We start from the raw sequence: 15,523 nt of genomic DNA, 5'->3' as shown, positions 1-15,523 counted from the left end.
CGACCGCGGCCACCCCGCCGCGCCACAAGCCGCCGACCCCTACAAAATGCCCCCTTAGCCGTAGGAATTTGTGAAACCGCCGAGAAACCCGTCCCTCACCCTTGCCTTCTATTTCCTACAAACTAGTATGAATTAGGTCGCAAGGGGTACCCTCGAATTAGGTCGCGTGGGGCACTCCCCACAGGTGGCCCAAAGCACTCTCGCGAGCAACCCAAGGCACCTTCGCGGGCAGACCAATTTGTCCCCCGCAGGCAGCCCCAGGCACCCCACGAGTGCCCAACCGCCAAACGCGACTAGGAAGGAACGCACGCGCGCCGGCTCGCCGACCCCGTGCGGTGAGAGGAAACCTGCGTCGGCAGCCAGACAGCCGCAGGCGCATTCGAGCTAGGAGAACAGCATGGCAGACACGCTTCTCGACGTGAGCGGCATCTCCGCAGGTACGGAGGACAAGCCCATCCTCCACGACGTCAACCTCAAGGTTGGCGCAGGCGAGACCCACGTCCTCATGGGCCCCAACGGCGCCGGCAAGTCGACGCTCGGCCACGTGATCATGGGCGACCCCACCTACAAGGTCACCACGGGCACCATCACTTTCGACGGTCAGGACATCACCGAGCTCTCGCCCGACAAGCGCTCGCTCGCAGGCGTCTTCCTGTCCTATCAGGCCCCCGTCGAGGTCCCCGGCGTGCCCCTCTACAGCTTCCTGCGCTCCATCTCGCAGATGCGCCCCGAGCTCAAGTGCACCGCGCGCGAGTTCCGTCGTCGCGTGGGCGCCATCGCCGACGAGCTCAACCTCGACCAGAGCTTCCTCATGCGCGAGCTCAACGTAGGCTTCTCGGGCGGCGAGAAGAAGAAGATCGAGATGCTCCAGCTGCTGCTTCTCCAGCCCAAGCTGGCAATTCTCGACGAGACGGACTCCGGCCTCGACGTCGACGCGCTGGCCACCGTCTCGCACGGCATCCAGCGCTACCGCGAGACCGTGGGTGGTGCGCTCATCATGATCACGCACAACACGCGCATCCTCGAGCGCCTCACCGTGGACCGCACGCACGTGATGGTCAAGGGCCACCTGGTTGCCGAGGGCCCCGCAAGCCTCATCGACGACATCGACAAGAACGGCTTCGAGCGCTTCGAGAGCCAGGCCGCGGGCGAGGGTGATGCAAGGTGACAAAGGAGAGGACGCAGGTCGCAGACGTCGACCGCTCCCTCTACGACTTCACCAAGTCCGAGGAGGGATACGAGCGCTACGCCGACGGCCTCACGCCGGACATCGTGCGCGCAATCTCGGCCAAGAAGGACGAGCCCCAGTGGATGCTCGACCTGCGCCTGAAGGCGCTCGACGAGTACCACCGCCGTCCCATGGCCACCAACTGGGGCCCCTCGATCGCAGGCCTTGACCTCGACCACATCTCCACGTATGTCTCGCCCAAGACCAAGCAGGCCTCGAGCTGGGACGACGTGCCGGCAGACATCAAGGACACCTTCGAGCGCCTAGGCATCCCCGAGGCGGAGCGCGAGAGCCTCGCCGGCGTGGGCGCCCAGTACGACTCGGAGATTGTCTACCACAACATGCGCGAGGAGGTCGCCAAGCAGGGCGTGGTCTACACCACGATCGAGGACGCGCTCCACGACCCCAAGTGGGAGCCCGTGGTGCACGAGTACTTTGGCACCCTCATCCCCATGACCGACCACAAGTTTGCGGCGCTCCACTACGCCGTGTGGTCGGGCGGCTCGTTTGTCTACGTGCCCGCAGACGTCAGCCTCGACTACCCGCTGCAGAGCTACTTCCGCCTCAACGCCCAGGGCGCAGGCCAGTTCGAGCACACGCTCATCATCGTTGAGCCCGGCGCCAACCTGCACTTCATCGAGGGCTGCTCGGCGCCCAAGTACTACGAGGCCAACCTCCACGCCGGCGCCGTGGAGCTCTTCGTGAAGGACGGCGCGCGCCTGCGCTACTCCACGATCGAGAACTGGTCCAAGAACATGTACAACCTCAACACCAAGCGCGCCACCGTGGGCGCAGACGCCAAGATGGAGTGGGTCTCGGGCAGCTTTGGCAGCCACGTCTCCTACCTCTACCCCACCACGATCCTCGCGGGTGACCGCTCCAGCTGCGAGTTCACCGGCATCACGTTCTCCGGCGCCACGCAGGACCTCGACACCGGCTGCAAGGTCATCCTGAATGGCCGTGACACCACCGCCTCGGTGAGCACCAAGTCCATCTCCAAGGACGGCGGCATCAATACCTTCAGGAGCTCGGTGGTTGTGGGCCGCCACGCGGACAACGCGCGCTGCACCGTGAGCTGCCAGTCGCTCATGCTCGACAACATCAGCCGTTCCGACACCATCCCGGCGATGGACGTGCGCAACCCTACCGCCTCGGTTGGCCACGAGGCCACCATCGGCCGCATCTCGGACGACACGATCCTCTACCTCATGAGCCGCGGCTGCTCCGAGCAGGAGGCGCGCACGCTCGTGGTGAACGGCTTTGCCAACCCGGTCTCGAAGGAGCTCCCCATGGAGTACGCCGTCGAGATGAACAACCTCATCAAGCTCGAGATGGAAGGGGCGATCGGCTAATGGCAGACGAGAACACCTCCGTCGTGCTCGACCGCGTGAACGAGCCCCCCGCGCAGACCTGGAACCGCCTGCGCGCCAATGACATCACGCTCACGGTGCCCAAGATCTCTCGCAAGGGCGACGTGTACTTTGCGCTCCCCCAGCTCTTCTCGCGCGTTGAGTGCGGCATGGGCGAGAAAGTCACCAACTGGGTGACCTCGCAGGCCGCCGACGCCCGCTACGTGGAGGTTCGCGCGGGCGAGAAGCGCGAGGAGCCCATCGTGGTAGCCATCGACACCGACAAAGGCGAGGTCGCGGACACCGGCGTCATGGTACGCGCGGGCGCCACGGTCTCGATCGTGGTTGCCGCGGGCGGCACGGGCGCCGCTGACACCACCTCGGCCTCGCTCCTGCGCGTGGTTGCCGAGGAGGGCGCACACGTCACGATCACCGAGGTCGTGGGCGTTGGCTCCACTCAGCAGCACCTCGAGAGCGTGGGCGTGGACGCAGACGACGACGCCCGCGTGGAGGTTCGCCAGTACGCGCTGGGCGGCGGCACCGTGGCCTTTGGCACGGCGGTCTCGCTCTCCGGCGACCGTGCACGCGCCAACATTGGGCTGCGCTACTTCGCAGACGGCAAGGACCGCCTGGACGTGAACCACGTGGTGCGCCAGCGCGGCAAGAACACCATCTCCCACGTGCGCGAGAACGGCATCCTGGACGACGCTGCTGAGAAGGCCCTGCGCGCCACCATCGACCTTGTCCACGGCGCCCGCGGCTCCAAGGGCGACGAGGCCGAGAACGTGCTGGTCTTTGGCGATGACGTGGTCAACAAGACCGTGCCCGTGATTCTCTGCGACGAGGACGACGTCCAGGGCAACCACGGCGCCACCATTGGCACCGTTGGCCCCGAGCAGATGGACTACCTGGCCGATCGCGGCCTCTCTCGCAAGGATGCCGAGGCGCTCTTCGTGCGCGCCCTCTTCGAGGACGCCATCATCAATGCGCCCGAGTCGCACGCGCACGACGTCGCCGTGCGCCAGGCCGAGCTCGTGCTGGGCGCCGAGGTGGCACACGACTTCGACGCGAGCGCGCAGCTCGCAGAAGGCGAGGAGTGAAGTCACCCATGCTGACACAAGACGAGCTCTCCACCATCGAGCAGAGCCCCTACAAGGCGGACTTCCCGCTGCTTGCAGGCAACCCTGACCTGGCCTTTCTCGACAGCGCCGCCACCGCGCAGCGCCCGGCCGCGGTTCTCGACGCGCAGCGCCGCTTCTACGAGACCATGAACGCCAACCCGCTGCGTGGCCTCTATCGCCTCTCGGTCGAGGCCACCGAGGCCATCGCGCAGACGCGCGACAAGGTCGCCACCTTTCTGGGCGCCGTCGACGAGGGCGGCAAGCCCTGCGGCAACCAGGTGGTCTTCACGAGAAACGCCAGCGAGTCCTTGAACCTTGTGGCCCGCACGCTGGGGCGCTCTGTGCTCAAGCCCGGCGACGACGTGGTCATCTCCATCATGGAGCACCACTCCAACCTCATCCCGTGGCAGCAGATCTGCCGCGAGACCGGCGCCAACCTGGTCTACCTGCGCATGGACGAGAACTACCGCATCACGCCCGAGGAGGTTGCCGCAAAGGTTGGCCCGCGCGCCAAAATCGTCTCGGTGACGCAGGTCTCCAACGTCCTGGGCGTCGAGAATGACATCCCCATGATCGCCAAGCGCGCGCACGAGATGGGCGCCTACATGGTGGTCGACGGCGCGCAGTCCGTGCCGCACGTGCGCGTAGACGTGCGCGAGCTTGGCTGCGACCTTCTCGCCTTCTCGGCACACAAGATGGGTGGCCCCATGGGCATTGGCGTGCTTTGGGGCAAGCCCGAGGTGCTCGACGCCATGCCGCCATTCCTCACCGGCGGAGAGATGATCGACTCCGTGACCGAGACGGACGCCGTCTGGGCGCCGGTGCCGCAGAAGTTCGAGGCCGGCACGCAGGACGCCGCTGGCGCGTACGCGTTTGGCGCCTGCCTGGACTACCTCAACGAGAAGGGCTTCGATGCCCTTGAGGCCCGCGAGCGCCTGCTTGCTCGCTACCTCACGGACTCGCTGGCCGCTCTCCCCTACGTGGACGTGATTGGTCCCGCCGAGGGCGAGCGCCACGTGGGATCCGTGGCCTTCAACGTGCGAGGAATCCACCCGCACGACGTGGCGTCGATCCTCGACATGAGCAACGTGTGCATCCGTGCCGGCCACCACTGCGCGCAGCCGCTTCTCGCCTACCTGGGCGTGGAGAACGGTGCCACGTGCCGTGCGAGCATCGCCTTCTACAACGACAAGTCCGACGTCGACGCCCTTGTCGACGGCCTGGGGAAGGTCTGGGAGGTCTTCCATGGACGTGACTAGCCTCTACAACGCCGAGTTCATGGACCACGTGGCCCATCCCGACTACAAGTACCAGATGGAGAATCCCACCTGCACGCACGAGGGCGTGAACCCCTCCTGCGGCGACGAGCTGAAGTTCTCCGTGCGCCTGGCGGACGATGGCACCATCGACGAGGCCGCATTCACCGGGCACGGCTGCGCCATCTCGCAGGCGTCTGCGGACATCATGAGCGACCTTATGGTGGGCAGGACCCCAGAGGAGGCCATCAAGCTGTGCGACCTCTTCGAGCGCATGGTGCGCGGCGAGGTCACCGACGAGGCCGAGCTCGAGCCGCTGGAGGACGCCGAGATGCTCAAGGACATCTCGCACATGCCGGCGCGCGTGAAGTGCGCCGAGCTTGCGTGGCGCACGCTCAAGGAGATGCTCGAGGCGCGCGAGGGCGACGGCGCGGCCGGTGCTGGCGCAGCTGGCGCGACCGCTGCCAAGGACGAGAAGGGGGCCTAGCCATGGCCGGGATGTTCTCGACAAAGGGCATGTACGCCCTGCGCGCGATGGCCGACCTCGCATCCCACGACGGGTGGGTGTCCCTGGGCGACGTCTCGAAGCGGCAGAACATCTCGCGCAAGTACCTTGAGCAGGTCATCTCTCTTATGCACAAGGCAGGCTACGTGGAGAGCCAGCGCGGGAAGGGCGGCGGCTACCGCCTCACGCGCAAGCCCGAGGAGTACACGCTGGGCGAACTCTTGCGTGCGGCCGAGGGGTCGCTTGCGCCCGTGGCCTGCCTGCAGTGCACCAACGACACGTTCTGCTCGCAGATGGACACTTGCACCACCGTGGGCGTGTGGCGCGACCTTGGCCGCGTGACCTCGGCATACCTTGACAGCAAGACCCTGGCGGACCTTCTCGAGCCCACCGACGTGAACGAAGACGCCGCCCGCCTCAACCGCGACGAATGAGACAAAGGGAGTTTCCCTTTGTCTCATTCTTCTCAGCAATGCCGCATCCCCGGCCACCTTAAACGTTCGGATTTTTCCTAAACGGCGAAATAACGCGCGTTCTCAAGGCGATTGCGGGAGACGCCACGGTACCATCACGGCCGCCACGGAGACCTGCGGCTTAGTAGCAGTCCTCAAGAGCCGCTGCCGAGAAGAACCGCAGGTAGCAGGCCTGCAGCTATTCTCGGCACTGCTATTAAGCCGCAGGTTTGCTCGGATCAGCCAGCCCCAGCACCCGCTGCGCACACAAAAAGGCCCGTCCGGACATGCCGGACGGGCCTCATCAACGCTATGCGGCGAGAAACTCTCGCAACACGTAGACGCTAGTTCCAGCCCTTGCCGTCGGAGCCAAACTCCTTGATGAGCTCCTCGGTACGAGCCTTGATGGCCTCGCGACCAGGCTTGAGGAGCTTGCGGGGATCGTAGCCCTTGCCCTCCTTGTCGAGGCCCTCCTCGATGTACTTGCGGGTAGCGGCCGCAAAGACCAGCTGCAGGTCGGTGTTGACGTTGATCTTGGAGATGCCCAGCGAGATGGCCTTCTTCACCTGGTCAACGGGGATGCCGGTGCCGCCGTGGAGGACGAGCGGCAGATCGCCCGTCTTATCCTTGATCTCCTGCAGGCGGTCGAAGGACAGGCCCTCCCAGTTGGCAGGATAGATGCCGTGAATGTTGCCAATGCCACAGGCAAGGAAGTCAACGCCCAGGTCGGCGATGGCCTTGCACTGCTCGGGGTCGGCCAGCTCGCCCTTGGCGGTAACGCCGTCCTCGGTGCCGCCAATGCCGCCGACCTCGGCCTCGACGGAGATGCCCTTGCTGTGGGCAAGCTTCACGATCTCGGCAGTGTGGGCAAGGTTGGTCTCGAAGTCCTTCTCGTGCGAGCCGTCGTACATGACGGAGGTGAAGCCGGCGTCGATGCACTCAAGAGCGGCCTCGTAGGAGCCGTGATCGAGGTGAAGGGCAACGGGCACGGTGATGTTCTTGGCCTCGACGAGGTCCTTCACCATGTCGGCGACGAGCTTGAAGGAAGTCTGCCACTTGGCGGCACCGCTGGTGCACTGGATGATGAGCGGCGACTGCAGCTCCTCGCCAGCGTCCAGAATGGAAGAAGCCCACTCGAGGTTGTTGGTGTTGAAGGCACCAATACCATAGTGGCCCTTCTCGGCGCTCTGAAGCATTGCGGTTGCATTGACGAGCATAGTGTGACCTCCATCTGTTGGAAGCTGAACGATGTGGTACTCCGACAATCATACCCGATGTGAGAACCTTCACACCCTAGAAGGGCTGCAAGAACGCTGATTCCCAAAGGCCTTACAAACCCTGCCAGGCCACCCTGCACGAGAAAGGCCGTGCTTTCAAGAAGGCTTGTCTCTTATTCGTGAGGATGGGTGCGACGCGTTGGCCGCAGCCTATACTCGGGTATCCCAAAAGTGGAGTGGCCGCGCGGGAGACGCGACCGAAGGAGGGATGGGTCTTGGCGCAGGAATCCAAGACGTATGGTAACGATAAGGATGACGAGAGGAACGAGCAGGACGAACGCGCCGGAGGCGTGTTTGGCGACCTCTCGTTTGCGCAGATACTCGCCAGCGCGCTTGCCGCAGGCGTGTCGTTCTCGCTCTCGTCGCAGATAGGCGTGGCAGGCTCGCTCATTGGAGCCATCGTGGGCGCTGCCGCGGCAACGGTGTCGTCCTCGGTGCTCAACAACCTCTTCTCGAAGTCTGCCGAGGCGATCAGGGGCGCCGTTGGCCCCGACGACAGCGGCGAGCCAGAAGCCGAGAAGCCCGCAGGCGCCTCTGCCGCAGGGCAGACAAAGCTCATGCCCCACCCGGTTGACGCAGACAAGACCGTAGCCGCCGCGCCAGCCGCGGCCGCAACCCAGAGCGCGGCGGCCGCCTCCGCCGACGACACCGAGGTCAAGTTCGCACCCTCCGGAACGCGCATCGCGCCTGCCAGCCTGCGCCGCGCCGTGCACGAGAGCCAGCGTCGCGACACAAGAAAGCGCCTCGTTGTGGCGTCCGTGATTGCTGGCGTGGCAGCCGTTCTCATCTCGGCCCTTCTCGTCAACACGCTCACCCAGGGCAAGGGCATTGGCACCACCCCCGGCCGCACGCAGGAGCCGGTAAGCACCGAGCAGACCCAGACCACCCAGGAGCAGAGCGAGGCAGAGAAGCCCGAGGAAAAGGCCCAGCCCGAGAAGACCACGGAGTCCGAGTCCGCCCAGACCACAGACACGAACTCCAACACGACAAGCGGCACCACCGACTCGACCGCAACCAACTCCGGCTCGTCGTCCTCGAGCACCGGCAACGGCAGCTCGAGCAGCACCTCCAGCTCGACTACCAGCAACAACTCCGGCACCAGCAACTCGGGCACAGGCTCCACGACCAACTCGACGGGGTCTGGCTCAGGCACCAACGGCGACTCGTCGAACAGCTCGAGTAGCAACGACGCCACCAAGAACAACAGCTCCACGTCCACCACATCTGGAACGGGCAGCTCGAACGGCTCCGGCGCCACCACAAGCAGCGCCGGCAACAAATAAGAAGCGGCCACAAGCCCCGCAACGGGAGCCTGCGGCACATCGCGTACGCGGCGCGCGGCCTCGATCGGCTGCGCGCCGCTTTTTCTATCCCAGGAGCGCGAGCACCTCTCGCTTTGCGGCGAGAAACTCCGGCGTCAGGGCAAAGTCGCCCTTTCCGGTACCGTGATCAACGCGCACCTCGCCGGCAATGTGGCTTGGCTCGCCTTCGGAGGGGCGTCCGGCCAGCACGTATACGCGGCTTGCCATAGAGACCGCCTCGTCCACGTCGTGCGTGATCACCAGCGCGGAAAGGCCCAGCTCGCGGGCCATATCGCAGAACCAGCGACGCACCTCGACGCGCGTGATGGCATCAAGCGCCGAGAAGGGCTCGTCCAGCAGCGTGACGTCTGCCCCCATGAGGTAGGTGCGCATGAACGCGGCGCGCTGGCGCATTCCGCCGGAGAGCTCGGCCGGCCACTTCTCCTCCGTGCCCGCAAGGCCAAAGCGCTCGAAGAGCGGCTCGGCCTTGGCGCGGGCCTCGGCGCGCGGGACGCCCGCCAGGAGCATGGGCAGGCACACGTTGTCGATGATGCGACGGCTGGGCAGCAGCAGGTCCTTCTGCAGCATGTAGCTCACGTGGCCGGGCGTGCCAGTAATGTCCTCGCCGTGGAGCAGCACCTGGCCGGAGAGCGGCCGCGTGAGGCCGGAGAGCGCGTGCAGGATGGTGGTCTTGCCACAGCCAGAGCGCCCCACCAGGCACACGACCTCGCCCGCAGCCACGGCAAGCGAGATCCGGTCGACGACCGTGGTCTGGCCATCCCACGAGAGCGTGAGCGATCGCGCCTCGAGCGCTGGCGCGTGGCCGGTGCCCGAGGCCGCGTTCTTCTCGGCAGCTGTAACGCCTGCGCCCAACGCTACGCCTCCAGGTACGAGAGGTCGTAGCCCTTGTTCACGTCGAGCTTGTTCTCGACCAAGTTCTGGTCGTTCAGCCACTGGTAGAACTTGGACCAGCGGTTGGCGTCGATGACGCCCCAGGCAGAGGCGTCGGCAACGTACTGGTCCTTGAGGTAGTCCTGGCTTGCGTGGACGAGGTCCGAGTCAAGCTCGGGCACGGCGTCGCAGAGGATGTCGGCGGCGTCGCTGGGATTCTCGACGCAGAACTCGTAGCCCCTCTTGGCGGCACGCAGGAAGGCCTTGACCTGGTCGGGGTTCTCCTTGGCAAAGTCGTCGTTAGCGGCGATGACCGGCGTGTAGTAGTCAAAGACGTCGTCGATCGAGATGAACGAGAAGTAGTTCACGTCGTAATTCTGGACCTTGGCGTTCTGGACAGCCCAGCCCTCGTAGACCCACACGGTGTCGAACATGTTGGCCCTGAGGCCCGAGACCTCGTCGTCCACGTTGTAGGGCACCAGGCTGATCTTGGAGTAGTCGCCGCCGTCGGCCTCGACCACGTCCTTGATGGTGGCCTGCTCGACGGGCTGGTCCCACGTGGCGTAGGTGTGGTTCTCCATGAGCTTGGGGCGCGTGATGCCGTCGGCCTGGCGGCTCATGATGCCGGAGGTGTTGTGCTGGATGATGGCGGCAACGGCAGTGTAGGGCATGGGCTGGTCGGACGAGAAGCTGTTGGCCATAACGTCCTGGTACGAGACGCCCATCTGGGCGCCGCCCGCGCCGATGAGGGCGTCCGCACCGTCCTCGGGCGGCTGGACAATCTCGACGTCCAGGCCCTCGTCGGCGAAGTAGCCCTTGGACTGGGCCACGTAGATGCCCGTGTGGTTGGTGTTGGGGGTGTAGTCAAGCACGAAGGAGATCTTGGCGAGGTCGCTGGAGCTGGAGCTGCTCGCGCTGGACGAGTCGCTCGACGCGGCGGCGTTAGACGATCCGGACTGGGACGCCTGGCCGCAGCCGGCAAGCGCCAGGGCGGCGGAGGCGGCAACGGAGCCACGGAGGAACGAGCGGCGAGAGACGCCGCCGGAAAACACGGAGTTGGAAGCCATTATCGTTTGTTCCCTTCTGCCCTCTTCCAGGGCATACAGACGCGCTGCAGCAGGTCAACAAGCTTCATGAGACCAAGCGACAGTGCAGAGATGACAATGATGACCGCGAACATGCGGTCGTACGAGAAGGACTTGCGCACGCGCGTCATGTAGACGCCCAGGCCGGAGTTGCCTCCGAGCCACTCGGCAATCACCGCGCCCACGATGGCGTAGGTCGCGCTGATGCGCAGGCCGCTGAAGAACTGGTCGGCCGCGGCGGGCAGCTTGGCGTAGCGAAAGATCTGCCAGCGCGAGGCGTTCATGGTGCGCATGAGGTCGATGACGTCGGGGTCAACCGAACGGAAGCCCGAAATCAGCGACACCGTGATGGGGAAGAACGTGGTGATCACGATGAGAATCACCTTGGGTGCCAGGCCGTAGCCAAACCACAGCACCAGAAGCGGAGCGATGGCGATGGTGGGGATGGTCTGCGAGATGGTCACGAGCGGCTGGAGGGCCAGGTAGAAGCCCTCGAAGCGGTCCATGAGCACCGCGATGGCAAAGCCGAGTGCCACGCCGATGAGAAGGCCTATGGCCGTCTCTACCAGCGTGGTTGCCGCGTGGCCCACGATGAGCGAGATATCGGCCACGAGGGCCTGGACCACCTGGACGGGCGTGGGGAGCAGGAAGTTGGGAATGATTCCCAGGTCAACGACAAGCTCCCACACCACGAGAAGGCCTACCACCGTGAGGAGCGGCGTGAGCACGCGGCGCATGCGGGATGCCCCGGCGCGCGGGGCGGGGGCGGCGTGCGGCGCGGGGGCGGCGCTGCTCGCCGGCTCGGCGGCGTTTCTCGGCGTGTCTTGCTGGCGCGACACCGGCTACGCGACCTCCTCGGCCTTCTGGGCAAACTCGGTGTCGGTGGGGTGGTACTTGCCCACCTTGTGCTCGGTGGTCATCACGTCGCCGTTGGGGCGGTAGTCGATCTTCACGTAGGTGGCCATCTTCTTGCAGCCCGCCTTGGCACCCACGAGCTGGCAGTTCTTGACAATCTCCATGCAGGTGTCGTAGTCCGCCTCGATGGCGGTCTCGAACGGGCCAACAAAGTAGTCGACGCCCGTCGAGTCGATGTAGGCGATCACCGCGTCAACCACGCGGCAGACCTCCTCGTCGGTCTGGGCGTCCATGGGCAGGAACTGTATCGCGACGGAGCAGTCCATGCACCCTCCCTTCCGGGTGCCAAAAAAGGCACCCACGTCTTCCGTAGGTGCCCGAACTGTGCGCTCTGGTCCCTACGCCGGCATTACCCGGACAGGTTCTATGGGTCGCGGCATTGGTGTCGCCTCTCAGCCGGGCCGATATCCCAGCTCCCCTTTGCGCGGTCTAGTATAGCGCCCTGCGGGATTATTTTGCCGGGCAACGGAATTCCGTTACCGGGCAGTGGGATTCCGTTGCCCGGCAAATGAATCCCATTCCGGGGCATGGCGAGAAGGTCGCAACGCATTCGCAGCCAAGAGCCGCCAGGCACAAAAAGGGGCGGGACGCTGCAATTCGCGTCCCGCCCACAGACCTCGATAGCACGCCGGTGTACTAGTCCTCGCGACGGCGGCGCCTTCCGCCGGCAAACACGGCAAGAGAGCCCACGCCGGCAACACCAAGCGGCAGATAGGGGTTCCGCTCATCGCCGGTGCTCGGGGTTCCAAGCGTCGCCATGTGCTCGGGCACATAGGTCGCACGCCCAACCCGCACGGAATTTGCCTGTCCCGCACTCGACTCGCGGGCGGCAGCTGCCTGACGGAGCTGTTCCTCAATCTGCTGCTGCAGCTCGCAGTCCGCCTTCGCGGAGGCAAGCTGGGCATCCGCCGCGTTGGCGGCCTCCTGGTCAAGCTGAATCACAGGATCAAGGGCACTGGCTTCGGTGGCAAGCCTGTACGCGTCATCGAGAAGCTGCTCGTAGCGAGAAAGAGCATCCTTCGTCGCTTGGGTAAGGCCATCGGACGCGCCATATGCGACAAGCTCATCCTTCGCGGCGAGGAGCACATCGGGGTTCGCAAGGTACTCGTCCGCGCCCAGGAGCTTGGCGAGAATGGCAGCGACATCGCCGTACTGCTCGGCCTGCCTCTCAAGGCCAGGAACCGCAGCCTCGGCGGATGCAAGGTCTGCCTCTGCCTGCTTCAGCGCAGCCTTGGCATCCGCGAGCGCCTTGTTTGCCGCATCGCGAGTGTCGGCACGAGACTTAAGGTCGGTGTAGGCGTTCTTCGCCTGCTCGAGCTTTGCATTGGCGGCACCCGCCTTCTGCTTGGCTGCGGAAGCGGCGGACTGAGCAGAGGCGAGCCTTTCGGTTGCCGCCTCATATGCGGCCTTCGCATCGGCGGACTTCTCCTGTGCCGCCGACAGGACCTCCGCCGCCTGCGTTGCCTTGGACTTTGCGACAGAAAGCGCGCTGTTCGCGGCATCCACGGCCTTCTGAGCATCCTCGATTTCTGTACCGCGCTGAATGGACGCGAGCTTCTTGGTTGCTGCGTCGACATCCGCCTGCCTTGCGGAGACGTTCGCATCGGCGGTGTCCTTTGTCTGCTTTGCCCGGTCAAACTCGGCGTTTTTCACCGTGAGCGCATCACGTGCGGCGGAGAGGGAGTCCTGCGCGGACGTCACCGCAGCATCGGCATCCGACTTCTCGCTGTTGGCGGAAGCGAGCGCCTGCTGAGCCGCAGACACCTTTGCCGCGGCATCGGACTCGTATGCCTGCTTGGCGGAAGCGTAGGCGTCCTGCGCAGATGTGGCGGCTGCCTTCTTGGCGGTGACGTTGGCGTTTGCCATGGACAGGGCAGTTGTCGCCGTGGTGACGGCAGCCTTGGCATCCGTTACGGCCTGCTTGGCGGCAGCAAGCTCATCGGCGCTCGGCGTGGTGCAGAGGGCCAGGTACTCTTGGAGCTTGGCGCGAAGGTCGCTGGTGGTGTAAAGCACGCGTTCTGAAGCATTCGCGCCATATGCATAGCCACCATAAAAGTTTTGCACAGCAACATACATTCCGTTTGCGTTTCCGGATGTGTTGCACCCAAATCCGGTGAAGTCAACTGCTCGATTTCTAATGTTGTAGTAGTGGCCGCCACCGCCCTCTGCCTCTTCATCGTCATACCAGTATTGGAACGGCTCATAAGGGTTCTTGTCAGGATCGTATCGGCCATATCCGGCCAAGTTCTCATTCGCGGCGATATACCTCGTCCGCTCCCCTAGATCCTCGTCGTAGTATTCGTAATACGCTTTCTCGCCCAAATTAACGGCATGATTATCAGTATCCACGTATGAATAGTTGGCATTAATCTCAGCAAGGGCCATGAGGATAAGGTCAACTTTCAATGCCGATGTCTTAACGCGCTCAGTGCGAATCTTGTTGCACTCGTCGATGTAGTTCAGAGCCCTAGCGAAGTTCTTCAGAGAAGTCGCATCCTCAGAGCTAATCAAATCCGTGTATGACAGGAATGTATGCCCGTTGATGTCTGTACCGGTGTACTTCGAATCGGTCAGCAGCTTGGCCGCCGTCTCGTTCCCCATCCACTTGAAGAAGCCAAGGGTGTTCTGCTCGTACTGAGCCGCATCCTCGCTTGCCTTCAGGAGCTTCTGCAGGTTTTCCTCGGCTGCAGAAAGGGTGGCATTCGCGTCAGAGAGGTTCTTCTGCGCCGCGGCCTGCTGTGCCTGCGCGTCTGCAAGCTCTGCCCTCGCGGCGTCAAACGCGCCCTGGGCCTGCTTTCCGGCGTCCGTGGTAGCGAAGTCAACGCCAGCGTTGGCCCTAGCGGCATCGAGGGCATTCTGAGCAGCGGTTACGGCATCGGCCGCCTTCTTCTGACGCTCGGTTGCCGCGTCAAGGGCGCTCTTCGCGGAGTCCACGGCACTCTGGGCATTGCCGGCGGCGGTAATGGCATTCGTGTACTTCGAGCTTGCATTGGATGCGTCGGCCTGCGCCTTGGCAAGCGCGTCATTTGCAGCGTCAAGCGCTTTCTGAGCATTGTCGATAGCTGCGGCAGTATCCGTAGCGTTCTTCTTCGCTTCGTCCAGCTTAGCGTTTGCAGAATCCAGGGCGGACTGCGCCTTCGTCACATCGGTGTCGGCAGCGTTTTTCTCGTCCTGCTTTGCCTCAACGTCTGCAGTAGCGGAATCCTGCCGTTCCTTCGCGACGTCAGCGTCAGACTGTGCTTTTTGGGCATTTGACTCGGCGTCTTTCACGGCCGCTTCAGCTTGGTCGGCGTTGTCCGCAGCCTGCTCGGCATCGCTCTTCGCCCTGCTGACGTCGGCGTTGGTTATGCCTTGGGCCGCCTCGTTTGCCGCATCGCTCTTCGCCTCGGCGTCTGCCTCGTTCTTCTCGGCGTTATTTAGCGCATTTGAGGCATCGCCAGAAGCCTTGTTGGCGGCATCCACAGCGTTTCTTGCATCGGACGCCTGCTCGGCAGAGTCGTTCCGCGCCGTCTCGGTCTTATCGACGGCCTCCTTCTGATCCTGGGCCTGCTTTGCTTTGTCGAATTCGAGCTGCGCCTGCGCTTGGTCGGCCGCCTTCTGAGCATTTTCCAGCTCGGCCTTATTGTCTGCGGCGTTCGTAGATGTAGTCGAGGGAGTGTCGCTTCCCGCCACACCATCCGCCTCTTCGGCAAGCGCTGGAGCGGCGGTTGATGTGGCTATCATCGCGGCCGCGCTGGCGGCAATAATTGAGGCTCGAAGGCCAACCCCTCGGACTTTGTTGCTTTTCGCAAGATGTTGTGCGGTGCGTTCCTTCATCAGCATCAACCTCCGACTCTTGGTTAGGTACAGAAGCCTGACCTTGCTTTCAGGTCAGGTTGATGCTGACTCCCATGTTGCTGAATTTGTTGCGCAACCTTTCTGTCCCAATGTTGAAGACCTCAAGGCGCCTTGAGCAAAGCGCGACAGCTGCCACCCAAACCGATATGGGATTTAGTTACCGCGCAACGGGATTCCGTTACCCGGTAATGGGATTCCGTTGCCCGGCAAATGAATCCCATTCCGGGGCATGGCGAGAAGGCCCAAAATGCAATCGCACCTACGCAAAGTTGAAGCATAATTGCGTCACCAGGCACGGTAACTCCA

General features: G+C 63.9%; 13 protein-coding genes. 7 read left to right on the top strand and 6 right to left on the bottom strand.

Translation table 11 applies throughout. From position 1 onward, the window contains the following. The first annotated feature begins 397 nt into the window (after positions 1-397). Genes sufC through AUL39_RS04020 form a run of 6 tightly spaced genes read left to right on the top strand, consistent with a single transcriptional unit; the run spans position 398 to position 5,893 of the window. Positions 398-1,168 (top strand): Fe-S cluster assembly ATPase SufC, encoded by a 771-nt coding sequence (gene sufC, locus AUL39_RS04045; protein ID WP_059053833.1) that lies wholly within the window; start codon positions 398-400, stop codon positions 1,166-1,168. Next, positions 1,165-2,580 carry a Fe-S cluster assembly protein SufB gene (sufB, locus tag AUL39_RS04040; protein ID WP_059053831.1) on the top strand — a complete coding sequence of 472 codons (1,416 nt, stop codon included), beginning with the start codon at positions 1,165-1,167 and terminating at the stop codon, positions 2,578-2,580. Before sufC ends, sufB begins: the two co-directional genes overlap by 4 nt. Further along, a complete protein-coding gene (locus tag AUL39_RS04035; protein ID WP_059053829.1) occupies positions 2,580-3,677 on the top strand; it encodes a SufB/SufD family protein in 1,098 nt (365 codons plus the stop codon). Before sufB ends, AUL39_RS04035 begins: the two co-directional genes overlap by 1 nt. A gap of 8 nt (positions 3,678-3,685) precedes the next feature. Further along, positions 3,686-4,957 carry an aminotransferase class V-fold PLP-dependent enzyme gene (locus tag AUL39_RS04030; protein WP_059053827.1) on the top strand — a complete coding sequence of 424 codons (1,272 nt, stop codon included), beginning with the start codon at positions 3,686-3,688 and terminating at the stop codon, positions 4,955-4,957. Then, positions 4,944-5,441, top strand: coding sequence for a Fe-S cluster assembly sulfur transfer protein SufU (gene sufU, locus AUL39_RS04025; protein WP_059053825.1), 498 nt, complete (start codon positions 4,944-4,946; stop codon positions 5,439-5,441). The genes AUL39_RS04030 and sufU overlap by 14 nt, the downstream gene beginning before the upstream one ends. Before the next feature lie 2 nt (positions 5,442-5,443). Next, positions 5,444-5,893: an RrF2 family transcriptional regulator gene (locus AUL39_RS04020; RefSeq protein ID WP_032110981.1), complete on the top strand. Its 450-nt coding sequence runs from the start codon at positions 5,444-5,446 to the stop codon at positions 5,891-5,893. Positions 5,894-6,255: 362 nt separating this feature from the next. Here the strand turns inward: AUL39_RS04020 and fba are convergent, their stop codons facing one another. After that, positions 6,256-7,128, bottom strand: a complete 873-nt coding sequence (gene fba / locus AUL39_RS04015) for a class II fructose-1,6-bisphosphate aldolase (protein ID WP_059053822.1) — start codon at positions 7,126-7,128, stop codon at positions 6,256-6,258. Between the two features lie 275 nt (positions 7,129-7,403). Between fba and AUL39_RS04010 the strand changes: the two genes are divergently transcribed. After that, a complete protein-coding gene (locus tag AUL39_RS04010) occupies positions 7,404-8,471 on the top strand; it encodes a hypothetical protein (RefSeq protein ID WP_059053820.1) in 1,068 nt (355 codons plus the stop codon). 84 nt (positions 8,472-8,555) lie between these two features. Here AUL39_RS04010 and AUL39_RS04005 read toward each other — a convergent pair whose 3' ends face one another. The 5 genes from AUL39_RS04005 to AUL39_RS03985 all read right to left on the bottom strand — a co-directional run bounded on the left by AUL39_RS04005 (position 8,556) and on the right by AUL39_RS03985 (position 15,103). After that, positions 8,556-9,362 carry an ABC transporter ATP-binding protein gene (locus AUL39_RS04005; RefSeq protein ID WP_059053818.1) on the bottom strand — a complete coding sequence of 269 codons (807 nt, stop codon included), beginning with the start codon at positions 9,360-9,362 and terminating at the stop codon, positions 8,556-8,558. A gap of 2 nt (positions 9,363-9,364) precedes the next feature. Further along, on the bottom strand, positions 9,365-10,447 hold the full coding sequence (locus AUL39_RS04000) for an ABC transporter substrate-binding protein (protein WP_059053816.1): 1,083 nt from the start codon (positions 10,445-10,447) through the stop codon (positions 9,365-9,367). Beyond that, the gene (locus tag AUL39_RS03995; protein ID WP_059054131.1) at positions 10,447-11,202 is read right to left on the bottom strand and encodes an ABC transporter permease; all 756 of its coding nucleotides are present in this window, start codon (positions 11,200-11,202) and stop codon (positions 10,447-10,449) included. Before AUL39_RS03995 ends, AUL39_RS04000 begins: the two co-directional genes overlap by 1 nt. Positions 11,203-11,307: 105 nt before the next feature. Then, positions 11,308-11,646, bottom strand: a complete 339-nt coding sequence (locus AUL39_RS03990; RefSeq protein WP_032110984.1) for a thiamine-binding protein — start codon at positions 11,644-11,646, stop codon at positions 11,308-11,310. Between the two features lie 370 nt (positions 11,647-12,016). Continuing rightward, positions 12,017-15,103 (bottom strand): CAP domain-containing protein, encoded by a 3,087-nt coding sequence (locus tag AUL39_RS03985; protein WP_160327023.1) that lies wholly within the window; start codon positions 15,101-15,103, stop codon positions 12,017-12,019. Between the last annotated feature and the right edge of the window lie 420 nt (positions 15,104-15,523).

Source organism: Tractidigestivibacter scatoligenes (assembly GCF_001494635.1).
Classification (GTDB): Bacteria; Actinomycetota; Coriobacteriia; order Coriobacteriales; family Atopobiaceae; genus Tractidigestivibacter; species Tractidigestivibacter scatoligenes.
The sequence above is the reverse complement of the archived record's forward strand: the minus strand, read 5'-3'. Positions and strand labels throughout refer to the sequence as shown.